Genomic DNA, 16,147 nt, shown 5'->3' on the forward strand with positions numbered 1-16,147 from the left:
AGAGCACTCGCCCTATGTGGTTAACCAGACTGGCAATCAACCGCCGGGTCACGATTGCGATGGCGATTTTCGCCATCATGGTTCTCGGCCTGGTCGGGCTGTCGCGGATGCCGTGGGAAATGAACCCCGATGTGGAGATCCCTAGCGTCTCCATCATCCTCCCCTACCCCGGGGCCGGTCCTGAGGAGATTGAGCAGCGAGTTCTGCGGCCTCTCGAAGATGAGGTCAGTGTCATCAACGGCGTGGACGAAGTCGACGCCACCGCCTATGAGAACTTGGGCGTGTGCGTCGTTCGCTTCAACTACGAGATCGATGTTGATGTAGCCGCCGCTGATGTGCGCGACGCGTTGGCGAGGGCACGCGCTTCCTTCCCCAGCGATGTGGAAGACCCATCAGTTTATAAGATCGACATCGGCGCGCTGCCTGTTCTGACAGTAGGGATCAGCGGCGACCGGGAACCGCGCGATCTGCGCAAGCTCGTGGAAGATGTGGTGCGCCCGCGTCTGGGTCAGATCAACGGCGTGGCATCCGTGACTATTTCCGGTGGCCAAGAACGTGAGATCCAAGTCCTGGCCCACAAGGACCGGCTCGACGCTGTCGGCCTGTCCATCGCGCAGCTCGCATCACTCCTGCGCTCCGAGAGCATCGACGTCCCCAGCGGCAATATCAAGGAAGGTGCACGGGACTACGCCATCCGGGTCATCGGCCAGTTCGAGGATCTTCAGGAGATCCGCGACCTGGAGATTGCAGTGCCCAACGGCGGTCTAGTTCGGCTCAGCAGCCTCGCGGAGGTCTACGATACCGTCGTCGAGCCCGACGAATACGCGCGCATCGACGGGCAGCCCACCGTTCGGGTCGCCGTGATCAAACAGTCGGACGCGAACACAGTGCAGGTAGTCCGCCAGGCGCGCAAGGTGCTGACGGAGCTGGTCGGCGACCTGGAAGGCGAACAGGGGGCCGGCGAGCTGCCTGCGGACATCCGAGTAGTCGTGGCAGACGACGACTCGGAACGCGTTATTGAGGCGATCCTGGACGTACGCGACGCCATCGTCTTCGGCGCTCTGCTCGCGGCGCTCGTAGTCTTCCTGACACTGCACAACTTCCGGGGCACGATCATCGTCGCCCTGGCCATTCCCACCGCGATCATCTCCGCGTTCTTGCCGGTGAGCATCGGTTTCGGCTTCACGCTCAACCAGATGGTTCTTCTCGCGCTGTCCCTCGCGGTCGGAACGCTGGTAGACGATTCCATCGTCATCATCGAAAACATCGACCGTCACCGCAACCGTGGTGAGCCACCCAAGGTGGCCGCACTCAATGGACGCAGTGAGATCGCCAGCGCGGCTGTGGCGGTCACCATGGTGGACGTGGTGGTCTATGTTCCCGTGGCCCTGATGGGTGGCGTAGTGGGTCAGGTCTTCTTCTCCTTCGGGATCACCGCGGCCACCGTGGTTTCCTTCTCCCTCCTCATGTCCTTCACACTCACGCCCATGCTCGCGTCCTGGTGGTACCAGCGCGTGGACCCCGGCGCTCCCTCAGGCCGCGGACTGTGGGCGGCATTCTTCAACCTGACTGAAGCAATTTATGGACGCTTCGAAATCTTCTACGGCGCCCTTCTGCGCCGTGCGGTAAGTCACCCTTACATTACTGTGGCTGTGGCCTACGCCGCGATGATTTTGGTGCTCGGGGCGGTGCGCCTGCCCTTTGAGTTCTTCCCCGTCACCGACGAAGGCGAGGTCTCGATTACTCTCGAGACCGGAGTGGGCACCAGGCTTGAGGAGACCGACAGCCTGGTGCGGGAGATCGAACGCCGTCTTCTGGACGAGAGCCGCTATCCGGCAATCGAGCACGTTATCTCGGTGGTCGGGTCACAGGGTTCGGGCCTGTTCGGCGCCGGCAGCGTTGGCGGCCAGTACGCCCAGATGCAGATTACCATGAAGCGCCTGCGCGAGCGTCGCAAAGCCGGCCTGGACTCAGATCAGGAACTTGCCGCCCGGCTGCGCAAGGACCTGGCCGACCTGCCCGGGGTGATCATCAAGGTCACCGCCGGCGGAGGGCTTCGTCCCGGCGGCGCAGATCTTCAACTCAACATTCTCTGCGAGGACAGCGAACAGCTGGCACGCGCCTCCACCGACCTGATGCATCGGGTTGCTCAGATACCCGGCCTGCGCTACGTGGACCTGTCTGCAAAACCCGGACGGCCGGAGGTGCACGCGCGCATCGACCGCTGGCGTGCGGCCGACCTGGGCATGTCCGTAGCCCAGATCGGCGCGGTAGTTCGCACGGCTTTCGAAGGGGACAACTCCACCAAGTTCCGCGAAGAAGGCGACGAGTACGATATCCGCTTGCAGCTCATCGACTTCGACCGCAAGAGCGTGTCGGATGTCGAGAACCTGTTCATCGGTTTGACGAAAGACCACCAGCCGCTGCGGCTGAGGGATGTTGCGGACGTGTACCTCAGCACCGGCCCTAGCCGGATCGAGCGCTACAACCGGCAGCGCAAGGTGACTCTCAGCGCGAGCCTCGACCAAGAGATTCTACGGTCCGGTCCGGCACAGCAGGCCGTTGACGCCGTTGTGAAGGAGTGGAAGGAGCCGGGTGTAGATGTTGCATGGACCGGGTCGCTGAAGATGCAGGGCGAGTCCTTCGGCTTCATGGGCCAGGCGCTCATGCTGGCCGTGATATTGGTCTACGTGGTCATGGCGATGCTCTATAACTCGTTGCTGCAGCCGCTCAACGTCATGCTCAACCTGCCGATCGCTCTGGTGGGCGCGCTGATTGCCTTGAAGCTCACCGGCAACGTGATCAGCATCGTCGCGATGATCGGCATCATCATGCTCATGGGAATTGTGGGCAAGAACGCGATCCTGCTCATCGACTTTGCCAACACACTACGGGCCAGGGGGATGTCGCGGTTCGAGGCGCTCACCGAAGCGGGCCCGACGCGCATGCGCCCGATTCTCATGACTACAGCCTCGACGGTGCTGGGGATCCTGCCCACCGCTCTTGCAAAGAACGAGGGCAGCGAATGGCGTTCACCCATGGCCTGGGCGGTCATCGGTGGCCTGCTCCTGTCCACCATGCTTTCGTTGCTGGTGGTTCCCGCGTCTTACTGCATCTGGGACCAGGTGGAGGTTTTCGCGGGCCGGTTCGCCAGGGGTCTCGGCAGCCTGATAGCCAGCTTCCGCAACGGCCGGCGCAAGGACGGAGGCGAGGGCGAGCCGCCCGAGCCACCCGCACTGCCGGGACCGCCCGACGAGCCCGAATTGCCGCCAACAGACGGGCCGTCTGAGATGCCGCCGCCACCCCCGGCGCGACCGACGATCACTGCGCGGAGGGCTCGTCCGAAGGTCCGCAAATCCCGAAAGGCAGGCGACAAGCATTTCCGCTAATCGGGCTCCGGCTCGTACAGACAGGAATGTGAGGGCCATGCAGAAAGTCAAACTGGTCTATCTGATCGCCGACGATGGCCTGTCGGATGATGTGGTGAGCGCCCTGAAGGAACTCGACATCCAACACTACACGCGCTGGTCGGGCGTCGAGGGTGTGGGACGCACCGGGCCGCGCCAGGGATCACCAATATGGCCGGGCCTGAACGAGGTCTTCCTGCTGGCGCTGGAGCCCGAGCGCGTCCAGCCGCTGGTGGATACCCTGCACGCCATACGCGACAGCTATCCGATCACGCCGGGGCTCCGCTTCATCATTACCGACGCCGAATTGATCTGATCGTCGGGCAACAACAGGCCTTGACCGCTTCGGGCCGGAACTGCGGGCGCCTGCTGTGAAACGCAATGAAAGGCAACTCGAGCTGGACCTGGAGGTCCCGCTGGTCTCCACGCGGAAACACCAGCCCGCGAGATCGCTGCGTGCCAAGAGCGAACCGCACATTCAGCCGCGACAGTCAGGCGAGATCCCGCTGATGGACGAGCCCGAGGTTTCCGACTGCGGCTTCTGCGGCCGGCGCCCCACGATCCATGCGCAGGTCACCATTTGCCCGGACTGCGGGGGCATCGTGAGCCGGCCTGCCGTGGACGACTGACCGCAGGCGCCGGTCCTATACACCCCGCAAGACGAAGGTGCTGCCATGTCTGAGCTCACTGCAGGTCTGGCTTCCTGCGACATCACCCCGCCCGTGGGCAGCCCCATGGCAGGTTACGGCGCACGGGACCACGGGTGCGAGTCTGTGGAGACCCCGTTGATTGCGCGGGCGCTGGTGCTCGAGAACTCCGGGAGTTACGCGGCGCTCATCTGCGCCGATTTGATCAGCACCCACCGCGAACTGACTACCTCGATTCGCGAGTCGGTCGCTGAACAGACGGATATCCCGGCCGAGGCGATCATCGTCTGCGGGAGCCACACCCACTGGGGCCCGGAGATCCGGCCCTCCGGTTACATGCCCCGCGCCTTGCGCGAGGCGATCCCCCAGCCCTATCTGGACTGCCTGGCGCGCACCCTCGCGGGCTGCGCGGTGGAGGCGTGGCGCAGGCGACAACCCGCCTGGGCCGGCGCGGGAGCGGCACTCGCAGACGGAATCAGCTTCAGCCGCCGCCCGGTGGGCACCGACGGCAAGGTCGTGATGAGTCTCGTCCTTCAGCCCCAGCAGGCGGCGGTCGCGGCGCGGGAGGGGCTCACCCTGTGGCGCGCCTGGCGCAAAGGAGGCGACGGGGGCCCGCGCCTGAGTCCGCCACTGAAGGAACTTGACGGGCTGCGCGCCGGTGTCTCCGACCCCGAGGCCCCGCTGCTCAAGGTGGTGGGGCCGGACGCGAAGCCCCTCGCGGGATTGGCGAATTTCGCCTGCCACCCGGTTGTGGGCGGCGAGGGCAATTTCTACGCGATCTCTCCGGACTACCCCGGTGAGGCCCGTCGCGCTTTCGAACCGGTGGTGGGCGCTCCTTTGGTCTTCTCGCTGGGTTGCGCGGGCAATCAGGTCCCAGCATGGCGCGGGGGCGACAGCCGCGAGCGAGTGGGCAGATCACTCGGGGCGGCGCTGACCCGGGCGTGGTATCAGATTCGTGATTGCACCAGGGATGCACCCGTCGCTACAGCAGTCGAGAACGTGACGCTCCCGCTCAAGCCCTTGCCGGATCTGGAGGAGGCGCGGGCCGCTCTCGCTGCCTGCGAGGACCCTGAAAGCCCGGCTGCCTGCGGGCACCGTCAGCAGGTCGCCATGGCCGAGAAATACCAGGGGGCGTCGGGCATCGAGACCCAGGTCTGGGCCTGCCGGATTGGCGACTGGGCGGCTGTCGCGCTGCCCGGCGAAATCATGGTTGAGATCGGCCTGCAGATCAAGCAGCACTCGCCCTTCGTGTCCACCGCCGTGATCAGTTGCGCGTACGACTCCATCGGTTACGTGTCCACCGACAAGGCCCATGATGAGGGCGGCTATGAGCCCGAATGGAGTCCGGCCGGCGTGGGCGCCGAAAGGGCCCTTGTGGACGCGGCAATTCGCCTCCTTTCCGTACTCGCAAATGCGTGATGGCTGTTGAACATTCTGCCGCCGCGGCTGATGTGCGGGGCAACGCACCGGCCGCACGGGCAACTTCCGGGGGGCCGTCTCCATGGCCAGTTGTGTGTTCGTGAGTTTCGCCGGTTACCCCTATACGCCCAGCAGCCTTTGCCCGGACAACGGGCTGGGCGTGCTGGCTGCGATCCTGCGCGACTCGGGCCATGATGTTCGCGTGCTGGACTTTGGCACCGTGGACACCATGCGCCGCCTCTACCCGCCGGAGCTTTCACAACGCGCGGTGCCCATCGTCATGGAGCTCGCCTCCGCATCGGGCCAGCCGTCACCGTCTCTCGTGCGCGAGCTGGCGACGCTGGATGCTGAACTCGAGTCCGTCCAGGCAAATGTGACCGGGGAGATGGCGAGACAGATCGCAGCGGAGATCAGGTCTCTCTCCCCCGCAATCGTGGGGTTCAAGCTCTGGAACGGGGACGGTTTTACGGGTTCGGTCGTCATCGCTGAGGAGGTGCGGAAGGCTCTCCCCGGTGTGCCCATCATCGCTGGCGGACCACAGGCAACCTGGGCGGGGAATGTTATCTTCCGTTATACCGACGTTTTCGACGCAATTGTCACTGGCGAGGCAGAGGACAAGATCGTGCAGCTTGTGGAGCAGGCTGCGAGCCGTGGAAGGATCGACCCGTCCGCCGGGGTGTCCACCGGGAAGGATGTGCCCGCTGCCCCTACCACATCCGTGGACATCGGCGAGACACCGGTGGCGCTGTACGACCCCGACGTGTACCCGGCCATGGCGGGCGACCAGAAGCTGAAAATGCTGGTGCTGGACGACAGCCGCGGCTGTCCCTTCAACTGCGCGTTTTGCATGCATTCGTATGAGAGCGGTCGCACGCTAAGGATCCGGCCGGCCGCGCGGATCGTGGATGACATCGAGCAACTCATGTCCTCCACAGGCGTTCGCGCCTTCCGGTTCGCGGGATCATCCACCCCCGGTCGCTTGATGGGCGAAGTCTCCGATGAAATCAGTCGTCGGGGAATCGATATTGCATACACCAGCTTCGCGCATTTCAGTACCGCTGAGCCGGACCACTACCGACGCATGCGAGCATCGGGGCTGCGCGCTTTGTTCTTTGGGCTTGAGACGGGGTCGCCGGAACTGCTGAGACGTGCGTGTGGGAAGGCCGTGCGAGTTGAGGACGTGCGCCGTGCTGTGGCCCTTGCGAAGGAAGCCGGCATCAAGACGGTTTGCAGCATGATCGTGCCGATGCCCTTCGAGACCGAAGAGACCCTCGCCGAGAGCCTGCGCCTGCTTCTGGACCTGCGCCCTGACTCCGTGCCGATCCAGTTCCCGGGCCTCCTGCCGGGCACCCGCTGGTTTGATGAACCCCAAAGCTTCGGGTTCGCGGTGGACAAGGAGCACTTCATCGAACAGCACCTGGACTACAAGTTCAAGATGCTCTTCCCACCAGCCTTCTGGAAGGCGCCCGGCTACACGGTCAATGGGATGAGCTTCCAGGAGTTCACGGCAATCACGGCGCGGTTCGTTGGGCAGCTTGAGGCCGAGGGGATCCTCACCGGAGTGCCGGATGAGATGCTGCTGATGGCGGAGCTGGCGGGCATTGCGCCGCGTCAGTTTAGAGACATGGCGCGACTGTGGTGCAGCACCGGTCAGGCTGACGCCATGCAGCAGTTCATCAGCACTTACAACCGGGCGGCGACCGTCTGACAGGCTGTACGGCAGATTCTGCGGGTCACTCGCCAGGGCCCTGCTGTGCGCAGGTTCGACGTGCTTCGGACATCAACCGTCTCACGGGATCCAGCAAGTCGCTGATATTGAAGGGCTTGGGCACCAGCACGTCCTCGGGGCCCTTTCCAGGGACACTGTATCCCGACACCAAGACAACCGGCACCCGTGGGTCCCTGTGCTTGACCTTTTCAGCGAGCGCCCGACCGGTCATCCCGGGCATCTCGTGGTCCGTCACGACCATCAGCGGTTCGCCGTTCTGCTCTCGCAGCGCGCGATCGATGATCTCCCAAGCTTCGGTCCCGTCCCGCGCCGGGAGAACACGCAATCCCTCAGTCTCCAGCAGCCGCACGATGATGTCGCGCATAGCCTCCTGGTCATCGGCAACCACAACGATGCCCCCCTGGACCTTGGGCTCAGGAGAAGCCGTGGTCTGCGCCGGCGTTGGTGGTACAAGGGGGATGCTCAGGCTGACAGTGGTGCCTCGGCCGGGCTCGCTGTCAATCACAAGCTCGCCTTCGTGCTTGCGGGCCACCTTCTGGGCGATACTCAGGCCCAGGCCCGTCCCGCGTTCGCTCTTTGTGGAGTAGAAGGCCTGAGTGGCCTGTGCCAGCACCTCCTCGGGCATGCCGGGCCCATCGTCCTTGACCCGGATCCACACATGGTCCTGGGTGGCCTCGGTCTGTATCTCAATGCGCCCGGATCCCTGGAGAGCATCCAGGCTGTTCTGCACGAGATTCATGAGCACATTGCGAATCGCGATCTCGTCGCCTTTGACCACCGGCAGCGAGCGCAGGCTTGTGACCAACTCTACTTTGCCCGGGTGCGCCTCGACCTTGTCCCGGACGAGGTCCGCCACTGCCAGGACGATGTCGTTGACCCGCACGTCCTGAGGCTCTTTGTTGATGTTGGCCCGAACGTAGTTGCGGATCTGCTGGAGCGTGGACGTACAGTCCTGGGCAGCGCGCACGATGTTGGAGGCCCAGTGGTCCACGTCCTCGCGGTTGGTCTGCTCCTGGGTGCGAACGCGCTCAAGGAGGAACTGGGCGCTGGTGAGGATGACGGTGATCAGATTGTTCAGGTCGTGGCTGACTTCCGCCGTCACCTCACCCAGCTCGCATAGTTGCTGGAACGAGGCGATGTCGTCACCGAAGGACTGTTGGAAGCGCTGAAGTGTCGCGATCGCTTCCCCGACGCCATTGTCCTGGGAGCCCGCGATTGCGCCCGCCTGCGCAACCAGGTTCTTCGTCATTGTCTCAAGCTGTGCGGCCAGGACCTGGGCGTCGTGATCGCGTCGGCGCAGACTCAGAGCCTTCTCAACGATCTTCTCAACGTCTGACACGGAGTAAGGCTTGATCAGATAGTCCACGGCCCCCAGCCGCAGAGCAAGGCGCGCGGATTCCACCGCCGCGTAAGCGGTGATGATGGCCACCTCGACCTCGGGATGTGCAGCCTTTATCCGCTTCATGACCTCGGTGCCTTCCATGCCCGGCATCCGCAGATCAAGAAACACGAGGTCGGGAAGCTCTCGCTCAACTTCGCGCAACCCCTCTTCTCCACACGACGCCGTGCGCACATCATGATCCTGCTTGAGGATCTGGCGCAATGACTCGCGCGGTCCCGGCTCGTCATCGACGATCAGTATCTTACCCCGCATTTCAACCAGGCCTCTTGTATAGCATTAGGTCGCTGCCCTGAGCGACCGGGATCAGAGAGATGCGGAAGACCATCTCGTTCTTGTCACGGTACGCGTCCAGGGCCCCTCCCTGGCTCTCAATGAGCCTCTGGCTTGCCGATGGTCCCAGGTCGATATCTGGGTGGTCGATGACGTAGGAAGGCTCCAGCACCGATCTCGGGTCCATTCCCTCGATATCTTCCATGGGTGTGCGGATGTAGATGGCCACCGGTTGCTCACCCTCGGGGCCGTCCTGTAGTTCCGCTTTCACCGTCACGTTCTGGTGGTTCGGGCCCACGCTGTATCTGAGAAGGTGAGCTATCGCCGCGGCCATCGCGTTGATGTCCACTTTGACTGGCGGCAGGGCGCCATTCGCCAGTGTCTGAATCCGCTGGGCCGCCTGTTCATCCAGGAGCAATACACGCTCCACCGCAAGTTGCAGTAGCTCGGGGACGTCCGTCAATTCGCGCTTCGTCTCGGGCGGGTCCGCAATGGAGACCAGCTTGTTCACGAGGTCATCCAGACGATGCACATCGCGCCGCACGTGCTCGGCCCAGAACTCGCGGAACTCGGGGTCCTCATAGCGGCTGGGCAGAAGTTCTGTGAAAGTGCGGATTGTGGCCAGTGGGTTCTTCAGCTCATGGGCGAACCGCGCAACGATCTGGCTGATGACTTCGTTGCGCTCCGCCTCGCGCTTCTCCTGGGCCAGAGCTTTCTCCGCCGAGATGTCCTCGACCAGCATCATGCTTCCGATGAGCTGGCTGTTCTCATCCAGCAGGCGCCGGGTCCAGATGCGCAACTCCCGGGTGCCTGCGAGAATAGTGACCTCCTCGCGGGACCGTTCCTCCCCATAGCGCAGGCAGGCATACAGGTGGTCTCCCAAGGGTGCCGGCAGCACCCGCATGTCTCGCCCGACCACATTGTCGGCGCCCAGGCCGAGCACCTCCGCCGCACTCGGATTGCAGACCACGATGGTCCCGTCCAGCTGGAGGGTAATGACCCCGCTGGCCATTGTGGACAGGACCTGATCGATGTAGTTGTTGCGCGACTGCAGCTCACTGTGGAGCTCGCTGACGCGAACGGCCGATGCGAAGCTGGCCGCCAGCATGAGCAGGGACTCCACCTCATCCATACGGTACGGGCCACCAATGGCCTTGGGTCCGAGGACGATGAGCCCCTGCAAGACCCCTCGGCTCAAGACCGGCACGGCCAGCACGCCTCCACATAGCTCGAGTTCGCGGATCGCCTCGGAGCCCTCGGGCACCCCGGCGAGGGCATCCATGGTGACAAGACCTCGCACCCGCTGCAGGTGATTGGCCAACGGCCCGGTCACCGACAGTACACAGCTGCTCTCCACCGACGGGTGCAAGCCTTCCGCCCGGACGATCTTGAAGCCCCGACAGGTGGGGTCGTATCGCAGGAGACAGAAGCTCACGCATCCGGTGAGCTCCAACAGGGCGTCGCAGCAGGCATCATAGAGTTTGTGGATGTCCAGCGAACCCGCCATGCGCGAGACCGCACGGGAGATGGTATTCTCGCCGCGTGGCCGGTGGGCGCTGTCCATGTCCAGGACGCCGCCAAAATGGGTCGCGCCGGTAACTGGAGGCTCAGGAGCGCGCACGGCCTTGGCCGACAGGTAGGCCAGCAGACTGTCCACCGCTGCCTGGAGACGTACATCGCTGGCGGGGATGAGGATCCACTGGTCCGGCGCTTCAATACGCTCGACCTGCACCTGGCGTGCCACGTGCTCAGACGCCACCGCGACAACCGTAGCATCCCTGAAGTTCGCGCGCACAAAACGCAGGTCGGAGACCAGATCGTCTGTGAGATGCTCCGCGTCCAGGAAGACCACATCCACCCGGGATGGCGCCGCGCCCGGCGGCATCATTCCCGGGTCGGCGTCGAAGGTGGTTAGCCTGCTCGACACCAGCTCGCGCACCCGGGCGTAGTGCGACCCGCTACCTGTGATGAAGAGTGCTGTGGTCATGCTGTAGTCACTGGGTGCCTTTGATGGTCCGGTGTAAGTGGCAGCAGCAAGGTGAACTCAGTGCCCGTCTGCTCGTCGGAACGCACGGCGACTTCCCCCCCGTGCTCCTCGGCAATGGTGTGACAGATGGTGAGGCCCAGACCGGTGCCGGAAGCCTTCGTCGTGAAGAATGGCTCAAACAAGGATACCATCTGCTCGGGCGGAATGTAACTGTGAGAATTCCACACGCCGATCCCAAGGCGCTCCTGTCCACCCGCAATTCGCGGCTGGACCCGGACCTCGACGCGGCCACCAGCCGGCGTTGCGTCTAGTGCATTGAGCAGAAGGTTCAAGAGAGCCTGGTGCAGGCGCGTCTCGTTCCCGCGCAGCTCAGGCAGTTCCTCGGGCAGCACCACGCTGATTCCTATCCCTCGCGATTCTGCACTGGCGCTCACCGCCGCCGCGGCCCCTTCAGCAAGCTGGCGCAGGTTCACGTTCTCCCAGGCATAGCTGGTAGGCCGCGCCAGGGTCATGAACTGTTCCACGAGATCCTCCAGGCGACCCACCTCGGACCTCGCCACATCCAGGAATGACTCGCGGAACTCAGGGTCGTCCAGACGCCGCGGAGCCAGTTCGGCGAATGTCCGGATCGCCACCAGCGGATTGCGGATCTCGTGGGCCATGCCGGCGGAAATCGCCCGGATGAATCGCAGCCGCTCGGCCTCTTGCTGGGCCCTGCGCAGCGCATCTTCGGTACTCAAGTCATGGAAGAGCACTGCCGCTCCGTCATTGCCCCCCTCGGGGTTCGTGAGGGCAAAAGTGCTCAGTGCAACCCGCAATTCCCCGTCCGAGAAAAGTGGCAGCCCCGGGTTGTTGCTTCCGCGGCCGGTCTGCAGTGCGTCCGACAAGCTGGCTTGAAGCGAGGCCGGCAGTATGTGCAGGTGCCTGCCCACCAGGTCGGAGGATTTGCGGTGAAGCAATTCGCAGGCGGATGCGTTGACCACGCTTATGATCCCGCGTGAGTCGACAGCGACCAGCCCGCTGGCCATCTGGGAGATAATCTTCTCGGTGCGCTCCTTCTCAGCGAGTATCTGGGCCCGCAGTTCGTGGTTTTTCAGCGCAACAGCCGCATGGGCGCCCAGCGCTGCAAACATTGATGCCTCAAAGGCCGTGAAGATGTCCCTGGACAGCTTCGGACCAAGAATGAAGAAACCCAGGGGCCGCTCCTGCCAGACCATGGGGATGACAACGCTCGCGTGCAGGCTCTCCATGGCGCTCAGGCGCTCGGCAGCGTGCGGCGATGCATCAAACCGCAGGACATCGCCCGCGTACAGGGGCTCCTGCAAGCCCTCAACGTTGAGCAGCCGCAGCGCCGGTCCGCTCAGGTTTCCGGCCGCCAGGAAGGGCGCTTGTGTCGCCACATAAGAGTGCGGGTCCACGAGCCCAACGCATTCGTACACGCTCCCTGACCGGCGCAGGTAGGCCGCGACGAAAGCGGTCCCGAAGAACTCCTCGGCAGCCTCCAGCATCGGCATGAGTAACGTCTCGTTTCCCGGTGACCGGACCACCGCAGCTTCGAGCCTGCGCAGGAGCTTGGCGGTCCGCTCTCGGTCCTCATCGGCATTGCGTCCGAGCAGTCCCCGGAAGTACTGGTACGCGGGGGTAAAAGTGAAACCGAGAGCGGTTCCGATAACCAGCCAGAAGGCGGTCAGCCGCGCGGGGTCATCCACATAGAGCCGCATTCTGCCCAGGAGCACGCTGACTGCGAGCCCGGCCGCGATACCGAGACTGCCGACAGCGAGGACTCCCGCTGCTGCGCGCCGGCCTGCTGAGCCAAGGTCCCACAGGCTATGCTTGGCCATCGCCGCAGTAACGGTGGCGATTGTGAAGAAGTACGTGACCACGCCCCAGCGCGAGTACGTGGTATTGCCGGTGATGACCGGCAGGATCACGTTGGTGATCAACACCATGACCTGGAAGCCGATGGCGGCTGCGAGGACGTAGACCGTCTGGACCCGGGCGACGCCGTGCAGTTGGCGCGACTTGGTCCACAGCAGGCCATTGGCCACTGACAGCAACCCAATGGCGTACAGTCCCAGGAGAGCCAGCGGCCAGCCAAACTCCACATTGGGGCCCTCGGGGGTCATCTCGATGCTGCGCACGATGCCCGGCAGGCAGGCTATCCCGCCGAAGACCAGGGCCGAACCGTACAGCAAGACCCGCTGAAGAGACCAGGAGGAGACAAGACGATCGGGGAAGAACGAGCAGAAGTCCACGAAGGTAACCAGGACGAAGGCGGAGAGCAGGTGGACCAGGCGCAGGTAGGCGACGACCACCACGGGGTCCTTGGCGACGACGATCCCGTAGTTCAGCAGAGCCCACCCGGTGACCAGCAGTGCATGCAGGCACCAGAGACGGTTTGCCGGCCGTGAAGGTGCCCGCAGGTAGATGACCAGCCCGAGCGCCGCGGAAGCGACGCCCACTGCGATCAATGCGACGGCGTTGAGGTCCATCCGGCTCTCACTACACACCAGTCGTCCGGTTCGTTCGGGACGCTATCCCATTGTCCGCTCATCGAAACGGCGCACGATCAGGGCCGCGTGTGTACCTCCGAAACTGTGGGCATTCAGCGCGATCGTGTCAATGCGTCCCCGCCGTGCAGTGCCCGGGACGTAGTCGAGATCGCACTCTTCGTCAGGCTCAACCAGGTTGAGCGTCGGAGGCACGGTCTCCGTCTGAAGAACCATGCAGGCCGCCACCAATTGCATCGCCGCGCCAGCCCCGAAGCACTGGCCGGGCACGGGTTTGATGGAAGTCACCGGAATGTGGTACGCATGCTGCCCCAGCGCCTTCTTGATGCCCAGGGTGTCGCCGATGTCGTACTCTTTGTTGCCGATCCCGTGTGCGCAGACATAGTCGATATCGTTCGGTGCGAGCTTGCCCATGCGCATCGCATCGCGCAGGCAACGTGCAAGCTCATCTCCCGTGGGGATGGAGATGACCATGTGGTATGCTTCCGTGTTCACACCGTATCCCAGCAACTCGCCATAGATGCGGGCGCCGCGCTTCATGGCGTGCTCTGCGGACTCCAGCACAACCGCCGCCGCTCCCTCGCCCAGCACAAGGCCGTCGCGGTCCTTGTCAAAAGGCCGGCAAGCGCCCTTTGGGTCATCGTTCCGAGTTGACAGCACCCTCTGGCGTGCGAGCATGTGGTAGATCGGCCTGGAAAGGCACGCTTCAGACCCACCCGCAATCATGCAGGTCGCCTGGCCGCGCCGAATCGTCTCCATCGCCTGCCCCACCGTGAGCACCGATGTGACACAACCGGTTGAGAGCGAGTACTGGGGCCCCTTCAGCCCTAGTTCGATTGAGATGTGGCTGCTCGCGGCGTGGGCTGGGATCTCGTTGATCCCGGTGGGGTCCACGCGTTGGAATTCGCTCTCCACCCAGCGTACATAATGGTCGTCGGCAATGTTCCCGTTCCCCGCGCCGCTGGTGCCGAATGCCACGCCGATGCCGAGACGGTCCTCGCGTTCGAGGTCGAGGTCGGAATCTTCGATGGCCATCTGGGCGGCCGCCAGTGAGAAGTGCACGAACCGGCCCTGCTTGGCAGCCTTCTTCGCCTCGACCCAGTCCAGCGGGTCGAAGTCGGTGATTTCTCCGGCGATCTGGGCGCGCAGGTCGCTCACATCGAACCGCGTGATGCGGCGCACGCCTGACTTGCCATCTCGCACGGCCTCCCAGAAGGCCTGCTTCCCCATTCCCGCGCAGGACACCACACCCGCACCGGTGATGACGACCCGGCGCGAAGGCGCTTCGATGGCTGACATGCTCTCGTTCCCCTCAAGGCTCTTGCCGCAGGTTGGCCTGCGGCGGGAAAGCCCGACACGAACTTGTTGAAGGGTTGCCCCCTCGCCGGAACAGACCCCCGGCAGGAAGCCCTTACCAGCGGTACGTGGCCTGCAACCCGTGGCTGTCGGATGGCCCGAACAGTCCGGTGGCGATATCATCGTTCCAACGGTTGATGTACGCGTAGCTCAGGTCCCAGCATCTGTCCTGGTAACCCAGACCGAAGGTCAAGCGGGAATCATTCATGCCGGCGCGCAAGGCGAACCGGTTGGAGATGTCATACTCTGCGCCCGCGTGCCAGGTGTTGAGGGTCTGTACGGTGGGCCCCTCATGGGTGGCCGAGCGCCGATATTCCACGGCTACGAGTGTTTTCGGCCCGCAGTTCCATGACACGCCCAGCGCCAGCAGGTCGGTCCAAAACACACGCTGGACCGGGCCGCCGCCGACCAGTGCACCGGTGGCAGTCGCGGTCTCCTGGTAGTAATCGTAGACGGCACCCAGGAACACGCCCGGGGCGTGCTCGTATGCAACGCCCAACCGGGCGCCCCAGTCGGCCTCGGAGGAAATGTTCAGCAGCGGCATCCCCGGTGCCATCAGGCTCAAATCGATGTCGCTGATTGCCGACACGCCGATGCCCGCCGTCAGCTTCTCATCAATCCGCCGCCCATAGTGTACAGACAGGTCCTGTTCGGACATGCTCGCCATCGGTCCGCCCTGCATCCGTGTGGCTGCCGGGTCGCCGCTCATGTCGAAGAAACTGAACTGCAGGCCCGACTCATTGTCCGTCAGCGGAAGAATGTAATGCAGCTGGTAGGTGTCCAGATCGGGGCCTTGTGAGAAGTCGGTGGTCTGATACCGGACGGACGCGTTCGGGTCGGTCTGCATGGCCGCGAAAGCGGGGTTCGCGAAGCCGCGGTCCCAGACGCAGGAGACCGGGCCTCCCATGCCCATCAAGCGGGTGGTCGCGGCGGAAGAAAGCCCGAATGGGTGCACCAGCGCGTAACTCTCGATGCCCTGCGCCCAGGCGCTTCCTGCGCCACACGACAACATGGCCACCACAGCAAACAGTGTCACGACTGGCCAATTGCGGGCTGCGTTCATTGCGATATGCCCTCCCATGACATTTGCTGCATCTCGGTCCACGATGAACGGCCTGGAAAGAGGGGTGCTCCGCAAACCTCCAGTGCCCCCACATGACTTGCCCAAGCCCATGGTCCGCGGTGCGCCATGCCCACTAGTAGGGCATATTTCGTGTCTATTCTTGGCAAGATGTACTCTAGTATCGGCAGAACGTCAAGGGCTTCTTTTGGTGCGCTAAAGAACTGGGATGAATTGTCCCTCTTGGAGGTAGACGAACCGTGGTGCAGTCTGCCTCGCCTTTGCTCCTGCTATTCAGACAGGCGAAGTCTGAGCGTGCCTCAGTGAAGCTGCGAATTGCATTCCGGGTTCCTACGCAGT

The 16,147-nt window shown here is 63.7% G+C and carries 10 protein-coding genes; 5 read left to right on the plus strand and 5 right to left on the minus strand.

Features of this window, described 5'->3' with window-relative positions:
• Positions 1–14 precede the first annotated feature (14 nt).
• The 5 genes from HPY44_00175 to HPY44_00195 all read left to right on the plus strand — a co-directional run bounded on the left by HPY44_00175 (position 15) and on the right by HPY44_00195 (position 7,181).
• Positions 15–3,389 (plus strand): efflux RND transporter permease subunit, encoded by a 3,375-nt coding sequence (locus HPY44_00175; GenBank protein NSW54398.1) that lies wholly within the window; start codon positions 15–17, stop codon positions 3,387–3,389.
• Positions 3,390–3,426: 37 nt separating this feature from the next.
• Positions 3,427–3,723: a hypothetical protein gene (locus HPY44_00180; GenBank protein ID NSW54399.1), complete on the plus strand. Its 297-nt coding sequence runs from the start codon at positions 3,427–3,429 to the stop codon at positions 3,721–3,723.
• Between the two features lie 55 nt (positions 3,724–3,778).
• Positions 3,779–4,036, plus strand: coding sequence for a hypothetical protein (locus HPY44_00185; protein NSW54400.1), 258 nt, complete (start codon positions 3,779–3,781; stop codon positions 4,034–4,036).
• A gap of 45 nt (positions 4,037–4,081) precedes the next feature.
• Positions 4,082–5,473 carry a hypothetical protein gene (locus HPY44_00190; protein ID NSW54401.1) on the plus strand — a complete coding sequence of 464 codons (1,392 nt, stop codon included), beginning with the start codon at positions 4,082–4,084 and terminating at the stop codon, positions 5,471–5,473.
• A gap of 82 nt (positions 5,474–5,555) precedes the next feature.
• The gene (locus HPY44_00195; GenBank protein NSW54402.1) at positions 5,556–7,181 is read left to right on the plus strand and encodes a radical SAM protein; all 1,626 of its coding nucleotides are present in this window, start codon (positions 5,556–5,558) and stop codon (positions 7,179–7,181) included.
• A 25-nt stretch (positions 7,182–7,206) separates the two neighbouring features.
• Here HPY44_00195 and HPY44_00200 read toward each other — a convergent pair whose 3' ends face one another.
• The 5 genes from HPY44_00200 to HPY44_00220 all read right to left on the minus strand — a co-directional run bounded on the left by HPY44_00200 (position 7,207) and on the right by HPY44_00220 (position 15,790).
• Positions 7,207–8,856: a response regulator gene (locus HPY44_00200; protein NSW54403.1), complete on the minus strand. Its 1,650-nt coding sequence runs from the start codon at positions 8,854–8,856 to the stop codon at positions 7,207–7,209.
• Between the two features lies 1 nt (position 8,857).
• The gene (locus HPY44_00205; GenBank protein ID NSW54404.1) at positions 8,858–10,861 is read right to left on the minus strand and encodes a PAS domain-containing protein; all 2,004 of its coding nucleotides are present in this window, start codon (positions 10,859–10,861) and stop codon (positions 8,858–8,860) included.
• Positions 10,858–13,353 (minus strand): PAS domain-containing protein, encoded by a 2,496-nt coding sequence (locus HPY44_00210; protein ID NSW54405.1) that lies wholly within the window; start codon positions 13,351–13,353, stop codon positions 10,858–10,860. Before HPY44_00210 ends, HPY44_00205 begins: the two co-directional genes overlap by 4 nt.
• A gap of 42 nt (positions 13,354–13,395) precedes the next feature.
• Positions 13,396–14,670: a beta-ketoacyl-[acyl-carrier-protein] synthase family protein gene (locus tag HPY44_00215; protein NSW54406.1), complete on the minus strand. Its 1,275-nt coding sequence runs from the start codon at positions 14,668–14,670 to the stop codon at positions 13,396–13,398.
• A 112-nt stretch (positions 14,671–14,782) separates the two neighbouring features.
• A complete protein-coding gene (locus HPY44_00220; protein ID NSW54407.1) occupies positions 14,783–15,790 on the minus strand; it encodes a hypothetical protein in 1,008 nt (335 codons plus the stop codon).
• Positions 15,791–16,147: the final 357 nt, after the last annotated feature.

The sequence above is a fragment of the Armatimonadota bacterium genome, from assembly GCA_013314775.1.
Classification (GTDB): domain Bacteria; phylum Armatimonadota; class Zipacnadia; order Zipacnadales; family JABUFB01; genus JABUFB01.